Annotated in this window: 15 protein-coding genes; 5 read left to right on the plus strand and 10 right to left on the minus strand. The window is 72.4% G+C overall.

Features of this window, described 5'->3' with window-relative positions; genetic code table 11:
* The first annotated feature begins 128 nt into the window (after nucleotides 1-128).
* Complete coding sequence (locus BC793_RS17990) at nucleotides 129-1,307, plus strand: cytochrome P450 (protein WP_239170078.1); 1,179 nt, start codon at nucleotides 129-131, stop codon at nucleotides 1,305-1,307.
* Here the strand turns inward: BC793_RS17990 and BC793_RS17995 are convergent.
* On the minus strand, nucleotides 1,261-2,091 hold the full coding sequence (locus BC793_RS17995) for an alpha/beta fold hydrolase (RefSeq protein ID WP_109593695.1): 831 nt from the start codon (nucleotides 2,089-2,091) through the stop codon (nucleotides 1,261-1,263). The two genes, BC793_RS17990 and BC793_RS17995, sit on opposite strands and share 47 nt — an antisense overlap.
* 100 nt (nucleotides 2,092-2,191) lie before the next feature.
* Here BC793_RS17995 and BC793_RS18000 point away from each other — a divergent pair, with 100 nt between their 5' ends.
* The gene (locus tag BC793_RS18000) at nucleotides 2,192-3,355 is read left to right on the plus strand and encodes a TetR/AcrR family transcriptional regulator (RefSeq protein ID WP_109593696.1); all 1,164 of its coding nucleotides are present in this window, start codon (nucleotides 2,192-2,194) and stop codon (nucleotides 3,353-3,355) included.
* Between the two features lie 18 nt (nucleotides 3,356-3,373).
* Here the strand turns inward: BC793_RS18000 and BC793_RS18005 are convergent, their stop codons facing one another.
* Nucleotides 3,374-4,588, minus strand: a complete 1,215-nt coding sequence (locus tag BC793_RS18005; protein WP_109593697.1) for an oxygenase MpaB family protein — start codon at nucleotides 4,586-4,588, stop codon at nucleotides 3,374-3,376.
* A 329-nt stretch (nucleotides 4,589-4,917) separates the two neighbouring features.
* Nucleotides 4,918-6,087, minus strand: a complete 1,170-nt coding sequence (locus BC793_RS18010; protein ID WP_109593698.1) for an MFS transporter — start codon at nucleotides 6,085-6,087, stop codon at nucleotides 4,918-4,920.
* An 84-nt stretch (nucleotides 6,088-6,171) separates the two neighbouring features.
* Here BC793_RS18010 and BC793_RS18015 point away from each other — a divergent pair, with 84 nt between their 5' ends.
* Nucleotides 6,172-6,729: a TetR/AcrR family transcriptional regulator gene (locus tag BC793_RS18015; protein WP_109593699.1), complete on the plus strand. Its 558-nt coding sequence runs from the start codon at nucleotides 6,172-6,174 to the stop codon at nucleotides 6,727-6,729.
* 6 nt (nucleotides 6,730-6,735) lie between these two features.
* Here BC793_RS18015 and BC793_RS18020 read toward each other — a convergent pair whose 3' ends face one another.
* Nucleotides 6,736-8,442: a polysaccharide deacetylase family protein gene (locus BC793_RS18020; RefSeq protein WP_170167250.1), complete on the minus strand. Its 1,707-nt coding sequence runs from the start codon at nucleotides 8,440-8,442 to the stop codon at nucleotides 6,736-6,738.
* A 19-nt stretch (nucleotides 8,443-8,461) separates the two neighbouring features.
* Nucleotides 8,462-9,157, minus strand: a complete 696-nt coding sequence (locus tag BC793_RS18025; RefSeq protein ID WP_109593701.1) for a DedA family protein — start codon at nucleotides 9,155-9,157, stop codon at nucleotides 8,462-8,464.
* Between the two features lie 262 nt (nucleotides 9,158-9,419).
* Here BC793_RS18025 and BC793_RS49635 point away from each other — a divergent pair, with 262 nt between their 5' ends.
* Complete coding sequence (locus BC793_RS49635; RefSeq protein WP_158319294.1) at nucleotides 9,420-9,617, plus strand: hypothetical protein; 198 nt, start codon at nucleotides 9,420-9,422, stop codon at nucleotides 9,615-9,617.
* Here the strand turns inward: BC793_RS49635 and BC793_RS18035 are convergent.
* Together BC793_RS18035 and BC793_RS18040 are read right to left on the minus strand one after the other, a co-directional pair.
* Nucleotides 9,608-10,555, minus strand: a complete 948-nt coding sequence (locus BC793_RS18035; RefSeq protein WP_109594021.1) for a GNAT family N-acetyltransferase — start codon at nucleotides 10,553-10,555, stop codon at nucleotides 9,608-9,610. The two genes, BC793_RS49635 and BC793_RS18035, sit on opposite strands and share 10 nt — an antisense overlap.
* 16 nt (nucleotides 10,556-10,571) lie before the next feature.
* Nucleotides 10,572-11,174 carry a TetR/AcrR family transcriptional regulator gene (locus tag BC793_RS18040; RefSeq protein WP_109593702.1) on the minus strand — a complete coding sequence of 201 codons (603 nt, stop codon included), beginning with the start codon at nucleotides 11,172-11,174 and terminating at the stop codon, nucleotides 10,572-10,574.
* A 56-nt stretch (nucleotides 11,175-11,230) separates the two neighbouring features.
* Here BC793_RS18040 and BC793_RS18045 point away from each other — a divergent pair, with 56 nt between their 5' ends.
* A complete protein-coding gene (locus tag BC793_RS18045) occupies nucleotides 11,231-11,404 on the plus strand; it encodes a GNAT family N-acetyltransferase (RefSeq protein ID WP_239170083.1) in 174 nt (57 codons plus the stop codon).
* Between the two features lie 27 nt (nucleotides 11,405-11,431).
* Here the strand turns inward: BC793_RS18045 and BC793_RS18050 are convergent, their stop codons facing one another.
* The 3 genes from BC793_RS18050 to BC793_RS18060 form a co-directional block, all read right to left on the minus strand.
* Complete coding sequence (locus BC793_RS18050; RefSeq protein WP_203896257.1) at nucleotides 11,432-12,163, minus strand: hypothetical protein; 732 nt, start codon at nucleotides 12,161-12,163, stop codon at nucleotides 11,432-11,434.
* A 151-nt stretch (nucleotides 12,164-12,314) separates the two neighbouring features.
* Complete coding sequence (locus BC793_RS18055) at nucleotides 12,315-13,358, minus strand: NAD(P)-dependent alcohol dehydrogenase (RefSeq protein WP_109593703.1); 1,044 nt, start codon at nucleotides 13,356-13,358, stop codon at nucleotides 12,315-12,317.
* Nucleotides 13,359-13,456: 98 nt separating this feature from the next.
* Nucleotides 13,457-15,277 (minus strand): ABC transporter ATP-binding protein, encoded by a 1,821-nt coding sequence (locus tag BC793_RS18060; RefSeq protein WP_109593704.1) that lies wholly within the window; start codon nucleotides 15,275-15,277, stop codon nucleotides 13,457-13,459.
* Nucleotides 15,278-15,382: the final 105 nt, after the last annotated feature.

Below are 15,382 nucleotides of genomic sequence, written 5' to 3' on the forward strand. Positions count from 1 at the left end.
TGATTCGTCGTTCGCTCTCTGCCGGGTATGACCGGGTGGGGCACGGATCCGGTCACATCACCACAGAATCCTCACGGGGAGTGGGGAACAGGCAGCGGACGGTGGTGGTGGCGGGCGAGGATGACGGGATGCTGGACACTGCGCGCCGCCACGAGTTCCGGGTCCTCGCCGCCGCGAAGCCGAGTCTGCCCGTCCTGCTGACCGCCGGTCGACTGGCCGGACGGCTGAGCCGGGTGCCCCGCATCGGATGGGTCACCGCCGACCCGGTGGTGGCCCGGCGCATCCTCAACGACCCCGCGCACTTCACCCTGCTCGGGGAGGGCGGCGTCGGACACCTGTGGGCTCAGGTGCTCGGCGACTGGGTGAACGAGATCTTCGACGGGCCCGGCCACCACCAGCTGCGGAAACGGACCCGGGACCTGTTCACCGACGACAACGCCCAGCAGCTCACCGACCGGGTGGTCGGGCCGCGGCTCGCGGTGGCCGGGGCCGAGCTGGCCGCCGGCCGGGCCGTCGACGTCGCCGACCTCGCGCGGGTGCTCGTCGGGCGGATCGTCGCCGACCTGCTGCAACTGCGGGTGGCCGATCGCGACGACGCGTACCGGGAGATCTTCGCCGTCGGGGAGGAACTGGCCGCCCTCGCGCTCGGCACCACCACCTCCACCCGCCTCGCGCCGGAGACGATCGCGCGGGCCAAGGCGATCGTCGCCCGGCTCACCGTCAACGTGGCCGAGGCGTGGCGGACCGCGGCGCCGGAGACGGTCCTCGGCCGCTGCCGGGACCTGGGACTCGAACAGCGCCAGGCGGAGGGGCTGTCGACACTGCTCATGGTCGCGGGCACCGAGACGGCGGCGAGCGCGATGGCCCGTACCGTCGCGATCCTGCACGACACCGGTGCCCAGCACCGGCTCCGCGCCGAACCGGAGAGGCTGCCCGACGCGGTCCGGGAGGGTCTGCGGGTCACCTCGCCGGCACCGGTGATCGGCCGGGCGGTCGCCGCCGACGTCGACGTCGCGGGCCGGCGGCTGCGGGCGGGGGAGCGGGTGCTGATGCTGACCTGGACCGCCAACAACGCGGCCGGCGCCTTCGATCTGGACCGCGGCTACCAGCCGGACCAGCGGCAACTGTGGTTCGGGGCGGGCCGGCACCTGTGCCTGGGTGCGCCGGTCGCCCGCGCCGAGATCAGCGGCCTGCTCCGGACCCTGCTCGGCCCCGGCCGGGCCTGGCGCATCCACCAGCGCCGGTACCGCCGCAACGTGCTCATCCCCGCCTATGCCCACCTGCCGGTCCGCCTCGCCCGCCACTGAGGAACGCGGTCAGGGCGGCGATCCAGGCGTCGTGCCGCTCCAGGTGCGCGTCGTGCCCGGCGCCCGGGATGACCACCTGCGAGACATCGGGCCGCGACGCCAGCATGCGCCGCGCCTCCGGTTCCGCCATGGTCCCGTTCGCACCCCGCACCAGCAGGGTCGGCACCCGCACCGACGCCCACTCCGTCCACCTGGCGGTCTCGGCGACCGCGGCGATCGCCGCCCGCATCACCTCCGGCTCGAACCGCGGCCGCAGCCCGTCCGCGCACTCCTGGAGGTCACGGATCCACGCCCGGGCGATCGGCGTCGACCCGAGGAAGGCGGCCGCGGCCGGCACGTCGGCGAACGGCACCGGCCACGACGCGAACCAGTCACCGAGCTTCGCCGGGTAGTCCTCGCCGCCCTCCCCGCCGACCCCCGCCTCCAGCAGCACCAGCCGGCCGGCGAGGTGCGGATGCCAGGCGGCGGTCAGCATCGCGGTGTGCCCACCCATCGACTGACCGACCAGCGTCACCGGCCGGCCGCCGGCCAGCCGCTCCACGACCGCGGCGACGTCGTCGGCGTACGCCCGGCGGGACAGGTCGGGTGGGCGGCGCGTGGAGTGACCGTGCCCGCGCTGGTCCACCACGATCACCCGGTGCCCCGGCAGCAGCGCCGTGGCCGTCGGCCGCATCTCCTCCGCGCTGCCGGCCAGGCCGTGCAGCAGCACCACGACGTCGTCGCCGTGGCCGCCGTCGAGACACGACAGAACGGCGTCCGGGCGGTGCACTTCGACTCTTCTCACCGGCGCATTCAACCCCGGCCGTGTCACGGGGGCGTCATCCGTACTGTGGTTGACTGGCGTTCATGGTCCTGCGCGTGCCCTCGTCCGCCGAGGTGTCCCGGTGACCGCTGGGCCCACCTCGGCCACCCGGCCGCACAACCGCAAGCAGCTCATCGTCGAGGCCGCCGGACAGGTCTTCAGCGAGCGCGGCTACCACGCGGCCTCGATGGAGGAGATCGCCGCCGGGGTGGGGATCAGTGCGGCCGCGCTGTACCGGCACTTCCCGAACAAGTACGCGCTGTTCGCCGAGTGCGCCGACGTCCTGGTCGACCGGCTGGTCGCGGCCCTCGACGAGTGGCCGCCCGAGGCGGCGCTGCCCGACGTGCTGACCGCCCTGGCCCGGGTGACGGTCGCGCACCGGGCGTCCGGCGGGCTGTACCGGTGGGAGGCCCGCTACCTGGACCGCGACGACCGGCGGCTGCTGCGGGCCAAGTTCGGCCAGGTGGTGCGGCGGGTCACCGAGTCGGTGGCACGCGAGTTCCCGTTGCCCGACGCCGGCCTGCGGGCGGTGGCGGCCCTCGGGGCGATCGGGTCGATCACCATGCACCACACGTCGATCGCCCAGCGCCGGGTCGAGGAGATGCTGGTGGCGGCGGCGCTGCGGGTGGCGGCGACCGATCCGGCGTCCGCCGCGGGCAGCGCCGCGCTGGTCGAGTTGCCGGCCCGGCCGGTCCCGCGGACCCGCCGGGCCGAGATCCTCGCGGCGGCCGTCCCGCTGTTCGCCCGGGACGGCTTCGCCAACGTCACGAACGGGCAGATCGCCCAGGCGGTGGGCCTGGCCCCCTCGGCGATCTACCGGCACTATCCGGGCAAGGTCGACATCCTGGTGGCCGCGTGTCTCCAGGCGGCCGGGCTGCTCGCCCAGGCCGTCGACCGCAGCCTCCACCAGGCGAGCGACCCCCATCAGGCGGTGGTGGCGCTGACCGCGGCGTACGTCGCCTACAGCTTCGAACACAACGCGCTGACCAGCGTCGCCGAGGCCGAGATCGTGGGCCTGCCACCGGGCCTGCGCGGGCCGCTGATCCTCGCCCAGCGCGAGCACATCGCCGTCTGGGAACAGCAGTTGCGGCTGGCCCGCCCGGACCTCGACCGCCGCCGGGCCCGGTTGCTGGCACACGCCGGGTTCGGTGTGGTGGTCGAGGCCGGGCGGGCCCTGCGCTGGCGCGACACCCCCGCCCATCGGGACGCCGTCACCGCCCTGGTCCTCGGCGCCCTGACGGGCTGACCGGCCGCCGGTCGCGCGTCAGGTGCCGGCCCGGTTGCCGGTGGGGATGGTGATCGGGGTGTACGTCGGTGAGGTGCCGTTGTTGAGGAACAGCATCGCCAGACCGCGGATGAACCGGTCGAAGATCGAGAACGTGGTCGGGACGACCGGTGACAGGCCCTCGCGGAACGCGACGTACGCCGGCCAGCCGACCTCGATGACCGTCCGGGAGGCGTAGTCACGCGGCAGTCTCAGCCAGTCGCCGACCTCGTCGCCGAGCAGGTAGCGGGCGAACTCGCGCTGGAACCCGCGGGTGACACCCAGGTCGACCGCCGACGTCAGGCTGAGCAGGACGTCGGCCAGATCGATGCCCTCGGGTGTCGGCGCGAGCAGCGGAGTCAGCGCGTAGGCCGACTGTGCCTTCGCGGCCGCCCACGTCGCCGGGATGAAGTCGTCACGCACGCCCAGCAGGTGCAGGGCGACCTGCCACATGTGCAGGAAGGCCTCCTCCTCCGCGGCCGACATGCGGATGCCCCAGGACTTCAGCTTCCCGTGGACGAACGTGCCGAGACTGTGGAACGTGATCAGGATGTCGCCGTTGCTGATCGGGATGAAGTCCTGGTCGTCGGTGACCGCCCGCCAGTGCGACGACTGCGGCAGCAGATGCCGGACCGCGGCGTGGGTGAGCCGCGTCTTGTTCGACGTGACGACGAAGTGCCCGGTCGGCTGGAACGCGTCGGCGGCGCTCAGATCGTACCCATAGGTGAAGGTCTTGGCCGCGCGTGACTTCATCACCGCGCCGCCCTCGGACCAGTAGACGTTGCGGGCCTCGCGCGGGATGACCGTGCTCATGATGCCGCTGCCGAGACCGTAGAGCAGGAACAGATACATGCTCATGCGCTTGTTGAACCGGGCGGCCCGGTCCAGTTTCGTCGGGTCGGCCCAGGACGGCAGCCGGTTGTGTGCCTGCATCCACGTGGTCAGAGCCGCGGGGACGCCGGCGGGCAGCGCGTCGCCGTTGTTCACCCAGGACTCGAAGGCGGTGTTGACCGCCGGGATCCGCCCGTTCTCCAGGAGCGAGGCGAGCAGCGGGTCGGTCGCGTCGTCCCAGACGCCCCACGGGTCGGTGATCGTGTCGGTCGCCGCGATCGAACCGGTCGACGACCAGGCCCAGGCTCTCGCGGGGTCCACCGCGCCGGCCAGGCCGAGTGCGGCACCCAGCGTCAGAACGCCTCGTCTACTGAGATTCTGCATTCGCTTACCCACTTCCTGGACGGCCACGGTTGGGCCTCGAACACCGGCTCGTGGTGCGGCTACGAGCATGTTTCCAGGTTCTTCGGTGTGTGATTTCCCATTAACATAGCGGCCGCCTCGTCCATCGGCAAGGCTGAATGCCACAGGCAAACCGGCTGGCTCTCACCGCTGTCTCAACTGGCGTGAGACAGCGGTGAGAGCCAGCCGGGCTCGGCGGCGAGCCGGCGGCGGGCGCCGGTGAGAGCCGACCGGCCGGCCGGCTCTCACCGGCCGGCCGGGTCGGCGGTGAGGGCGGCGGGTGGCGGCGGTGAGCCGGGCGGACGGGTGGGTCAGCGGGAGAGGGCCGGGGTGGTGGTGCGGCGGAGCGTCGTCGCGGCGACCGCGGCGACCGCGAGCAGGACCAGGACGGTGATCATGGCGGCGCGCAGGCCGTAGTGCTCGCCGAGGAAGCCCAGTGCCGGCGGGCCGACCAGGAACGCCACGTAACCGGCCGTGGCGACGAGCGAGACCCGGGCGGTCGGATGGTCGCCCGAGTCGCCCGCGGCCGACAGTGCGACCGGGAAGCCGAGCGCCGAACCGAGACCCCAGAGCAGCACCGCGGCGCCGGCCACGATCTGGTTGTCGACGAAGACGACCAGGGCCACGCCGATCGCGCCGATCACCGCGCTGGCGGCCAGGACGGTGGCGCGGCCGTACCGCTCCAGGAACCGGTTGCCGGTGAACCGGCCGATCGTCATGGCGGCGGCGAACACCACGTACACCGCCGAGCCCAGTGCCGGGTCGACACCGTGACCGTCCACCATGATCAACGGTAGCCAGTCGTTGGCCGCGCCCTCGGCCAGTGCCATGGCCAGCACGATCGTGCCGATCAGCAGCAGCACCGGATCGCGCCAGACCGGCTCGCCCCCGACCGCGGTCGCGGCCCTGCGCCCCACCCCGGCCGGGAGGCGGCTCGCACTGATCAGTGCCACCGGGACGCTGATCAGGCCGATCAGGAGCAGATGCCAGACGACCGGGAACGTCACCGCCGTGAGGACCATGCCGATGGCCGCGCCCACGACCGTGCCGAGGCTGAAGAAGCCGTGCATGGTGGGCAGCACCGGGCGGTCCAGGAGGCGCTCGACGTCGGCACCCTCGATGTTCATGGCGACCTCGCCGCCGCCCATGCCGATGCCGAACAGGAACAGCCCGGCCGCGACGAACAGGCTCTGGTGCAGGGCCGCGCCCGCGCCGATCACCGGGATGCTGACCGTGGTGGTGACGATCCCGACGGTCGCCACCGGGCGGGTGCCGAAGCGGGTGACCAGCGCGCCCGAGCCGAGAATGCCGATCATCGAGCCGACCGAGATGCCGAACAGGATCAGGCCCATCTCAGCGGTCGAGGCGCCGAGCAGATCGCGGATGTCCGGGGTGCGGGTCACCCAGGACGAGATGCCGAGCCCGGGCAGGAAGAACAGTGCGAACAGCGCGAGACGGCGGCGGGCGGTGCTGTGGTCCATGACTTCCCCTTCTGAGTGCGTACGAACGTACACACTTCTCGGGGGTTTCTAGAATGGGCCCGACCGGTAGGCGAGGAGGATCACGTGGGCGGAGCGCGCAGGGTCGCCAACGATCCGTTGCGCAAGCAGCGCATCCTCGACGCGACCCTGACCGTCATCGCCGAACACGGCGTGCACGGCACCACCCACCGGCGGATCGCCGGTGAGGCCGGGGTGCCGCTCGGCTCGCTCACCTACCACTTCGACGGTCTCGGTGACATCATCGAGCAGGCGTTCGCCCGGATGGCCCGGTCGATGTCGGAGCGCTACCACGCGGCGCTGACCGCGGCGCCCGATCAGCCGGCCGCCTGCGCCGCGGTCACCGACCTGATCTGCGGCGAGGAGTACGCGACACCCCGCACCCTGGCCCTGCTGCACGAGATGTACGCCTACGCCAACCACAACAGCACCGTCGCCGAGACGCTGCGGCAGTGGCTGCGCCGCAGTCGGGCCAGCCTGGCCCGGCACTTCTCCGAACGGGCGTGCCGGGCCATCGACGCGCTGATCGAGGGCTGGCCCATGCATCAGGCGTGGGAACGCGAGCCGCTGGACCGTGACCTGGTCCGCGAGACGGTCACGGCCGTCGCCCAGCGCCTGGGCTGAGGCCGCCTACCCCAGGGTCCTCAGGTGGGTGGTGAGCGCCGAGGCCAGCAACCGGTGGTCGCGGGCCGACGGGTGCCAGTCGCAGCCGAGCAGATCCAGGCCGAGGGCCGCGTTGTCGTAGTGCAGCGCGGTGATCCGGCGGTCGCCGTCGGCGGTGCGCTGGGCGACCACCTGCTGCACCGAGTCGGCCAGCGCGGTGGTGTTCCACAGCGACGGATACGTCAGCACGAAGGAGGTGCGGTGGCCGTACCGCTGCCGGAGTTTCTTGAGGAAGTCCAGGTAGGCGGCCCGGAAGTCGGCGGCGAGTGCCGCCTCGTCGGGCCACCGCTCACCGGCGTGCAGCGGCGTGGAGAAGTCGTTGATGCCCAGCCCGATCACCACGGTCTGTGGCCTCCAGGTCGGCGGGCGCTGCCAGACGGCCTCGTCGGCGGCCTGGAGGACACGGTCGTAGTAGGTGAGGTAGTCGACGCCGGGGTCGCTGCCGTCGTAATTGCGCACCAGACCCCTTCCGGACCAGGCGTTGAGCTGGTAGTCGGCGCCGAGCGTGCGGGCGGTCAGGGCGCCGAAGGCCTGGTCGGCGTTGGAGTTGCGGTCGATGCCGGTGGCGCTGCAGTCGCGGCCGGCCGACATGTTGCCGTAGCCGGCGGTCCAAGAGTCGCCGATGAACTCGATCTGCCGGCTGCGGGCGGCCGGTGCGCCGAGCAGGTCGCCGGCGAATCCGCCGAACTGGCCGGGCGTCCACGGGCTCTCGGTCCGCTTGGCCAGCCGCACGGTGTGGACGCCGGGCGCCAGGTCGCGGATCCAGTGGGTGGTCCGCCCCGGGGTGACCAGCGTGGCCGCGGCCCGGCCGTCGATCTGCACCTCGTAGTCGTTGACCGCGTCGTCGAGCACGATCCCGACGCTGGTCCCGCGGAATCGGCTCTCGAAGTAGACCCCAGGCCAGGTGTACCGCACGCCGGCGCCGCGGTCGTCGAGCCGGCCGACGGTGTGCACCCCGGCCAGGGCCCGGGCGTGCGGGGCGACGGCCCGGCCGGTGACCGGCGAGATCTTCCCGGCGCACAGACCCCGCTCGCGCAGCGTGGCGGCGATCCGCGGGATGGCCGCCACCGTGTTCGGCGGCCAGTCGTGCATCAGGATGACGTCGCCGTCGCGGAGCCGGCCGACAGCCGAGACGATCTCGTCGACCGACGCGTCGCCCCAGTCCTTCGCGTCGACGTCGGCGTTGATCTCGGTGAGGCCGAACCTCTTCTCGACCGCCCGCAACGCGTCGTCGGTGTCCAGGTAGGGCGGACGGAACAGCGCCGGCGTCACGCCGGTGACCCGGCGGATCGTGTCCTGGGTGCGCGAGATCTGGTCGGCCTGCCCGGCCTCCGGCAGCCGGGTCATGAACGGGTGGTCCCAGCTGTGGTTGCCGATCCACATGCCGGCCGCGACCTGGGCCTTGGCCAGCTCCGGGTGGGCCTCGACGTTCTGGCCGGTGTTGAACATGGTCGCCCGTAGCCGGGCGCGTTGCAGAGCGTCGAGCAGGGTGGCGGTGTTGCCGGGGGTGGGGCCGTCGTCGAAGGTGAGCCCGACGTATCCGGCGCAGGCCCGGCCGGCCGTGGCGGGTGCGGGGGCGACGGCGACCAGCGCGGTGGCGGCGACGAGGGCGGCGAGGTGCTTCATCGACTTCCCTTCCGGGAGCGCTCCCAGATCGGTGGCAGGGAGGCTCATCCGTTGATGGGAGTCGATGCTATCGCGAGGTGGCCGGAACGGGCTGCTGCACCGCGACCGCCAGCTTGCGCCGGCGCGCCGCCGTCCACCGCTTCTCCGCGAGCGCGCACACCGCGGCCAGGCTCATCCCGATCATCAGGCCGAACGCCGTCCCGAGAAGGGGCGAGTCGGAGAACGCCAAACCACCCAGGCGCCCCAGGCCGATCACATAGATTGCCCAGCCCAGGCTCGCGAGCGAGCTGTAGAGCGAGAACCGGCCCAGCGGCATCCGCACCGAACCCGCCATCATGCCGGTGGCCGTCCGCCCATACGGCAGGAACCGCCCCACCAGGATCGTCATCGCACCGTAGCGCCGCAGCGCCCGCTCCGCCCGCCGCCGGGCCGCCGCGAGCTTGCCGCTGCCCATCCGGCTGCCCGCCTTGCGGCCGAGCACACAGGACACCCGATCACCGACGACGCCACCGGCCACGACGACCGCCACGAGGGCCGGCAGATGCGGCGAGCCGGTCGCCGACAGGGCGCCCAGGCTGATCACCACCGTCTCGGACGGCACGATCGGGAAGAACCCGTCGACGGTCACGGCCACGAAAACGATCACATAGAGCCACGGCGAGCAGATCAGTGGCATCAGGTGATCCATCATGCGTACGTCGTCCTCCCCGTTGTGCCTGTCCTTGACCGTACGGGTCCCGGAGAAGCCACTGAATGGTGCCACCTCGCCGCCAGTCGGTGGGGTCAGCACTACCCCTGCCGATGGGATACGCCCCGCGGCGGCCCACGGTTCGATTGTTGATCAGGTTCGCTGATCTCGCCGGAATGGCGACCCGGACCGTCCTGAGGCTCCTTCGTGTGGCCGTCTCCCTGCTGATCGTGGCCGGGTTCCTGTGGAGCCTGTGTTTCGCGTGGATCCGCCTCTCCAGTGAGGAGGGTGGGATGCCGCCGAGGTGCCGGCGGGTGCGACCGTACTCGATGACGGCATGGATTGCGCGTCCGGCGGCTGCTGGTGGAGTCTCACCCTACGGCCGCCGCCCGGCCGGTCGCCGGAGGAGCTGCGGCGCGAGATCGGCCTGGGGGCCGAGGAGGAGCCGGCGCCGACCCTGACCGATCCGGGGTACGTGGTCCGGGGCGCCCACGTCCGGCGGGGCAACGTGGTCGTCTACGTCGGTTATGCCTGATACCTGATCATCGGGGCATCGCGGGACAGCTCCCGGAAGCCGACGCCGTGATACAGGCCCCGGGCCCGCGGGTGGCCCGGAGCCCCGAGGCAGGCGACCGTCGCGTGGACGGCGCCGGCCTTCTTCGCCAACCGCATGCCGTGCAGCAGCATCGCCGTCGCCAGCCCCTGACGCCGGAAGCCGGGATGGGTGCCGACCGGCTCGAACTCCACCGTACGGTTCACCTCGTCCAGCCACATGATCGCCGAGGCGGCCATCGTCGTGTCCGGTGCCTCGACCAGGATGTGCAGGTCCCCGCGATATCCGGCGGTCTGGCGGACGCCCTGGTAGGCCTCGGCCGTGTACGTCGACGGTGCCCAGGCGTCCACATGGGCGCGGACCGCCGCCTCCGGACCGGCCTCGTCGGCGCCACGGAACCGGAAGCCCTCCGGTAGTGCCGGCTCCGCGACGTCGGTGAGGTCCCGCTGGTTGAGCTGGGTCCACACGCCGGTGTCGCCCAGTGACGACGGATCGGTCTGGTAGCCGTGTGCCGCCCACCGCTTCAGGGCGAGCCCGTCGGCGGCCGACGGGACCACCGTGCGCGTGCAGTGGGCGGCGGTCTGGTCGTACCAGTCGATGACCTCGTCGAGCAGGTCGGCGTGGTCGGGGTGGACCTGATGGACGAGGTTCGCGGTGGTGACGTCCCTCCACTGGCCGTCGCTGCGGTGCACCCGGTGGGGGAGCTGCGCCCAGGCCCACGCCACCAGCCGGCCACCGGCGAACCAGAGGCGGCGCTGCCAGGTCGCGCCGTGTGCCGCGTGGCCCTTGCCCCAGTTCCAGGCCAGTTCGCCGTACGTCGCGTCGGCGTTGACCAGCTGCGGGTGGGTCGCCGTGACGCGCTGCGCCAGACCCTGCATGAGCTGTACGTCCGCGGCCGTCAGAAGCTCGAGGTTTGTCATGGTGTGCGCCACTGTGTCAGAACCCGGCCCGGCCGTCGAGTTGATATCCGGGGCGCTCCGGGGTGCCGGCCGCCCGGCTCACCGGTTGTCTTTCGATCAGGTGGAGCTGGAGGCGGAGCGCGGCGTCGACGCGGGCCTGGTCGCCGGTGGCCAGCAGGTCCAGCAGGCAGCCCCGCAGGGCGGCGAGGGCGGCGGTCCGGCGGGCGGCACCGTCCACCGTGTCCCGTTCCGGCCCGGGCTGGCAGGACGCGAGCAGGCCGAGCCAGTCCGTCACCGTCGACGCGGCGAAACCCGCCCAGGCGCCGTCCGGCTCGATCAGCGAGCGGGTGTACGCCTCCGCCCACAACCGCAGCAGCGGGCGGTGCCGGGGCTCGCGCAGCCACACCCAGATCTGCTCGGCCGCCGGCACCAGCCCCACCGGCTCCGGCCCGGCGGCGAGCCCGTCGAGAACCGCCAACTCGTCCGCACGTGCCCGCGCCAGAAGGGCTCTGACCAGGCCGTCCTTGTTGCCGAAAAGGAACATCAGCACCCGCGGGCTGGACCCGATCGCGGTGGCCAGCGGGCGCAGCGAGAGGTCGGCGAGGCCGTGCTCGAGCGCATACCGGTACGCCGCCTCCAGTCGTCACCCCCGCCGCCCGCGGCCTCGGCCTGGGCACCCGGCTGGTCGGGGAGTGCCTGCGCTTCGCCCGCGAAGCCGGGTACCGGACCGTCACCCTGTGGACCACCGACATCCTCACCGCCGCCCGGAGGATCTATCAGTCGTACGGGTTCGTCCTGGTCGACGAGGATCCGCACCGGAGTTTCGGCCATCACCTGGTCGGCCAGACCTGGACCCTCGACCTGACCTGAGGCGCCGGCCCGGCCCGCGCCCGTGGATCAGCGGGACGGACGGCCGGAGGCGGTCGCCGCCACCCGGGGCGGGTCGGCGGGGGCCGGGGTGGCACCACGCCAGCGCTGGCTCGCACGGTAGGCCAGCGCCCGGATCCCGTGCAGCAGGCCGGTGGGTTGCAGGTCCGGGGAGGCGTTGCGGACCGGGTCGAAGGCGAGGGCCGCATCGGTCTCCTCGGACAGCGGCTCGCCCAGACGGAGACGGCCGAGCGCCTGCACGATGCCCGAGCGGACGACATAGAGAAGCAGGTCGGCGGGGCGACGGCCGACCTGCTCGATGTCGTCGCCGACCGGCGTGCCCTCGGGGTCCGGGCCGACGGCCAGATAGAGGCGACGGGCGGCCTGATAGGGGGCGATCGAACCGTAGGTGGCGTCGAACGTGCGCCGGGGCACCGGAAGGTGCCGGCCCCACCGGCCCGGGCCCACGGTGGACAGCAGCAGGTCGGTGGGACGATCCGGCCCGGGTATGCGGATGGCGATGCCGCGCACGTCGGGCCGGGCCCGGCGGGTGCCGGCGCCCTTCGAGATCCGGACGGTCACGTCATGGTGTGCCGGATGGTCGAGCAGCTCGGATCCGGTCGGGTCGAGACAGCCCCAGATCTGCAGCTCACCGGTCATCGAGCGGCCGACCGGATGCAGTGACCGCTGCCGGCGCGAGCGTGCCAGACGAAGGCCGGCGGCCACAGCGATCCCGGTTCCGGCGAGTAGAGCGACTCTCATGCCCGGGGTTCTTCCCCGTCCCGCGCGATTGATGCGCCCGGCCCGGAGGAAGCACCCCACCGCGCCGCCGGGCGCCGGCGCGGGACGGCGGCGACAGCGGGCCGCCGGTCACCGCGGCCGTCCCGGAAGCCGGCCGCGGTGACCGTCGGCGTCAGCGGAGAGTGTCGATGTCGATGACGAAGCGGTAGCGGACGTCGGACTTGAGGACCCGCTCGTAGGCCTCGTTCACCTCATCGGCGGAGATCACCTCGACCTGGGCGGAGATGCCGTGCTCGGCGCAGAAGTCGAGCATCTCCTGAGTCTCGGCGATGCCGCCGATGCTGGAACCGGCGAACGAGCGCCGCGCCCCGAACAACGCGAACACCTGGACCGGCAGCGGCTCCGGCGGGGCGCCGACGGCCACGAGCGTGCCGTCCAGGCGCAGCAGGCGCAGGTAGGCGCCCATGTCGATCGGCGCGCTGACCGTGTTGATGATCAGGTCGAACGTGTTGGCCAGCTTCTCGAAGGTCGCCGGGTCGCTTGTCGCGTAGTAGTGCGCGGCACCGAAGGCGAGCCCGTCGTCCTTCTTGCCGAGCGTCTGCGACAGCACCGTCACCTCGGCACCCATCGCCGCGGCGATCTTCACGGCCATGTGACCGAGGCCGCCCATGCCGACGACGGCGACGTTGCGGCCCGGACCGGCCTTCCAGTGCGCCAGCGGGGAATACGTGGTGATGCCCGCGCACAGCAGGGGAGCGGCCGTCTCGTACGCAATGGCCTCCGGCACCCGCAGCACGAAGTCCTCGTCGACGACGATGTGGGTCGAGTAGCCGCCCTGGGTGACGCTGCCGTCACGGTCGGTCCCGGCGTAGGTGCCGACCATGCCCTTGAGGCAGTACTGTTCCTCGCCGGCCTTGCAATTGTCGCACTCGCGGCACGAGTTGACCATGCAGCCGACGCCGACCCGGTCACCGATGCTGTGCCGGGTGACCTCGGCGCCGACCTCGGTCACCTGGCCGACGATCTCGTGCCCGACGGTCAGCGGGTAGGGGACCTTGCCCCAGTCGCCGCGCACGGTGTGGATGTCGGAGTGGCAGATGCCCGCGTAGCGGATCTCGATGAGGACATCGCGGGGCCCGACGGCACGCCGCTCGACGGTGGTCCGCACGAGTGGTTCGGTGGCCGAGGGAGCGGCGATGGCGTTGACGGTTGAGATGACGGCCTCCGAGGACGAACGGTCGGTTTGTCAAAGGGCATCACATGCGCGGTCGCGCAGCGAGACCCCGCTGATAGGTGTACCCCCAGTAGTACCCCTCATCCCGGGGAGGTGCCGAGGAAGCCCCCGGACTGGCGTGCCCACAGGCCGGCGTAGAGGCCACCCCGGGACAGCAGGGATGCGTGGGTGCCCTGCTCGGCGATCCGGCCCTCCTCGAGGACCACGATCCGGTCCATGCCGGCGATCGTCGACAGCCGGTGCGCGATGGCGATGACCGTCCGCCCCGCCATCACGTCCCCGAGGGTGTCGTGGATGGCGGCCTCCGCCTCCGAGTCCAGCGCCGACGTCGCCTCGTCCAGGACGAGGATCGGCGCGTCGCGGTAGAACGCCCGGGCCAGCGCGATCCGCTGCCGCTGACCGCCGGAGAGCCGGACCCCCCGCTCGCCGACGTGCGCGTCCAGGCCGGTACGCCCGTCCGCGTCCCGCAGCGCCCCGACGAACCCGGCCGACGCCCGGGCCAGCGCCAGCTCGATCCGTACGTCGTCGGTGTGGCCCGGCCCGGCGATGTTCTCCCGCACCGACCGGTGCAGCAGGGTGGCCTCCTGCGCGACCATGGCGATCTGCTCGCGCAGGCTGTCCTGGGTGACGCCGGTGACGTCCGTCCCGTCGATCGTGATCGTGCCCGACTCCGGGTCGTGGAACCGCAGCAGCAACCCGACCAGCGTGGATTTGCCCGCACCGGAACGGCCTACCAGACCGACCTTCGCGCCGGCGGCGATGTCCAGATCGAGCCGGTCCAGACCGCCGGCGCCGCGGCCGTAGTGGTGGCTGACCTGCTGGAACCGGATCGCTCCGGCACGTACCCGCAGGGGTTTCGCATCGGGTTCGTCGGCGACCGCGAGCGGCTGCGCGATGGTGCGCAACGCCTGCCGCAGGGCGCCGACGGCACCGAACAGCGACGACACCGCGTCCAGCAGCCATTCGGCCATCGAGGTGATCCGGAAGCTGAGCGCCAGCGCGGCCGCCACCAGGCCCAGCGGGGCCGCGTCCGAGCGCCACAGCACGATGCCGTAGCCGACCAGGCCGATCAGCAGCGCGCTGCCCAGCGCCGTCATGCTGCCGTTGATCGTCACCTCCACCCGCTGGAGCCGCAGGTGTGCCCGCCGGGCCGCGGCGAACACGGTGCGGTCATGGTCGGTGCGGGCGTCGGTGCCGCCGAGCAGGGCGAGCGTGTCGACGTTGGCGTAGGAGTCGACGAGCAGGCCGGTCAGCGCCGACTCGGCCGCCTGGAGATCCTCCGAGGCGCGCCGGAAGCGGGGCACGATCAACCACATGAGCAGCAGGTACGCGACGATCCAGGCGCACAGCGGGAGAAGCAGCCGTACGTCGATCGCGGACATCACCCCCACCGAGCCGGCGATGTAGGCCACCACGAACACCAGCGTGTGGATCACCGAGTAGGCGGCGGTGGCGGCCGCGTCACCACCGTCACGGACCCAGGTGGCGATCCGGCCGGCCAGGTCGTCGCGGAACCAGCCGACCGACTGACGGGACACGTGGCGATGTGCGCGCCAGCGGGCCAGCGGGCGCGCGTTGGCACGGAACGTGATGTCGTCGAGGATCTCGCCGAGCAGCATCAGCGCCGGTCGTACGACCAGCACCAGGGTGGCGACGGCGAGCAGTTCGGTGCCGCGGTCGGCCCAGAGGGCGGCCGGGTCGGTGGCGGCGAGCATGTCGACCAGCCGGCCGGCGTAGCCGATCAGCCAGACCTCGATCGAGGCGCACAGGATCGTGACGACGACGGCGATCAGCACGACCGGCCGCAACGGCCGGAACTCCTGGAAGAGGAACCGCCGGACGTCGGCGGCGGGAGTGGGGCCGTTACCGGCCGGGAACGGGTTGACGGGATCGGCGAACACGGAAGACCTTTCCAGCGGCGAACAGGGCGGGGGAGTCGCTGGTTGTCCTCATGGACGTCGACCCTAGGCGGCCACGACCGGCACCGCCTTCCCATTTCCTCAGGT

It is taken from the genome of Actinoplanes xinjiangensis (assembly GCF_003148685.1).
Lineage (GTDB): Bacteria > Actinomycetota > Actinomycetes > Mycobacteriales > Micromonosporaceae > Actinoplanes > Actinoplanes xinjiangensis.

What these genes read in the sequence shown, in the direction of transcription:
- BC793_RS18010 (WP_109593698.1), bottom strand. Translation starts at nt 6,087, where the DNA reads ATGGACCACAGCACCGCCCGCCGCCGTCTCGCGCTGTTCGCACTGTTC.
- BC793_RS18050 (WP_203896257.1), bottom strand. Translation starts at nt 12,163, where the DNA reads ATGAGAGTCGCTCTACTCGCCGGAACCGGGATCGCTGTGGCCGCCGGC.
- BC793_RS49635 (WP_158319294.1), top strand. Translation starts at nt 9,420, where the DNA reads ATGGATTGCGCGTCCGGCGGCTGCTGGTGGAGTCTCACCCTACGGCCG.
- BC793_RS18035 (WP_109594021.1), bottom strand. Translation starts at nt 10,555, where the DNA reads ATGACAAACCTCGAGCTTCTGACGGCCGCGGACGTACAGCTCATGCAG.
- BC793_RS18005 (WP_109593697.1), bottom strand. Translation starts at nt 4,588, where the DNA reads ATGCAGAATCTCAGTAGACGAGGCGTTCTGACGCTGGGTGCCGCACTC.
- BC793_RS18020 (WP_170167250.1), bottom strand. Translation starts at nt 8,442, where the DNA reads ATGAGCCTCCCTGCCACCGATCTGGGAGCGCTCCCGGAAGGGAAGTCG.
- BC793_RS17990 (WP_239170078.1), top strand. Translation starts at nt 129, where the DNA reads ATGCTGGACACTGCGCGCCGCCACGAGTTCCGGGTCCTCGCCGCCGCG.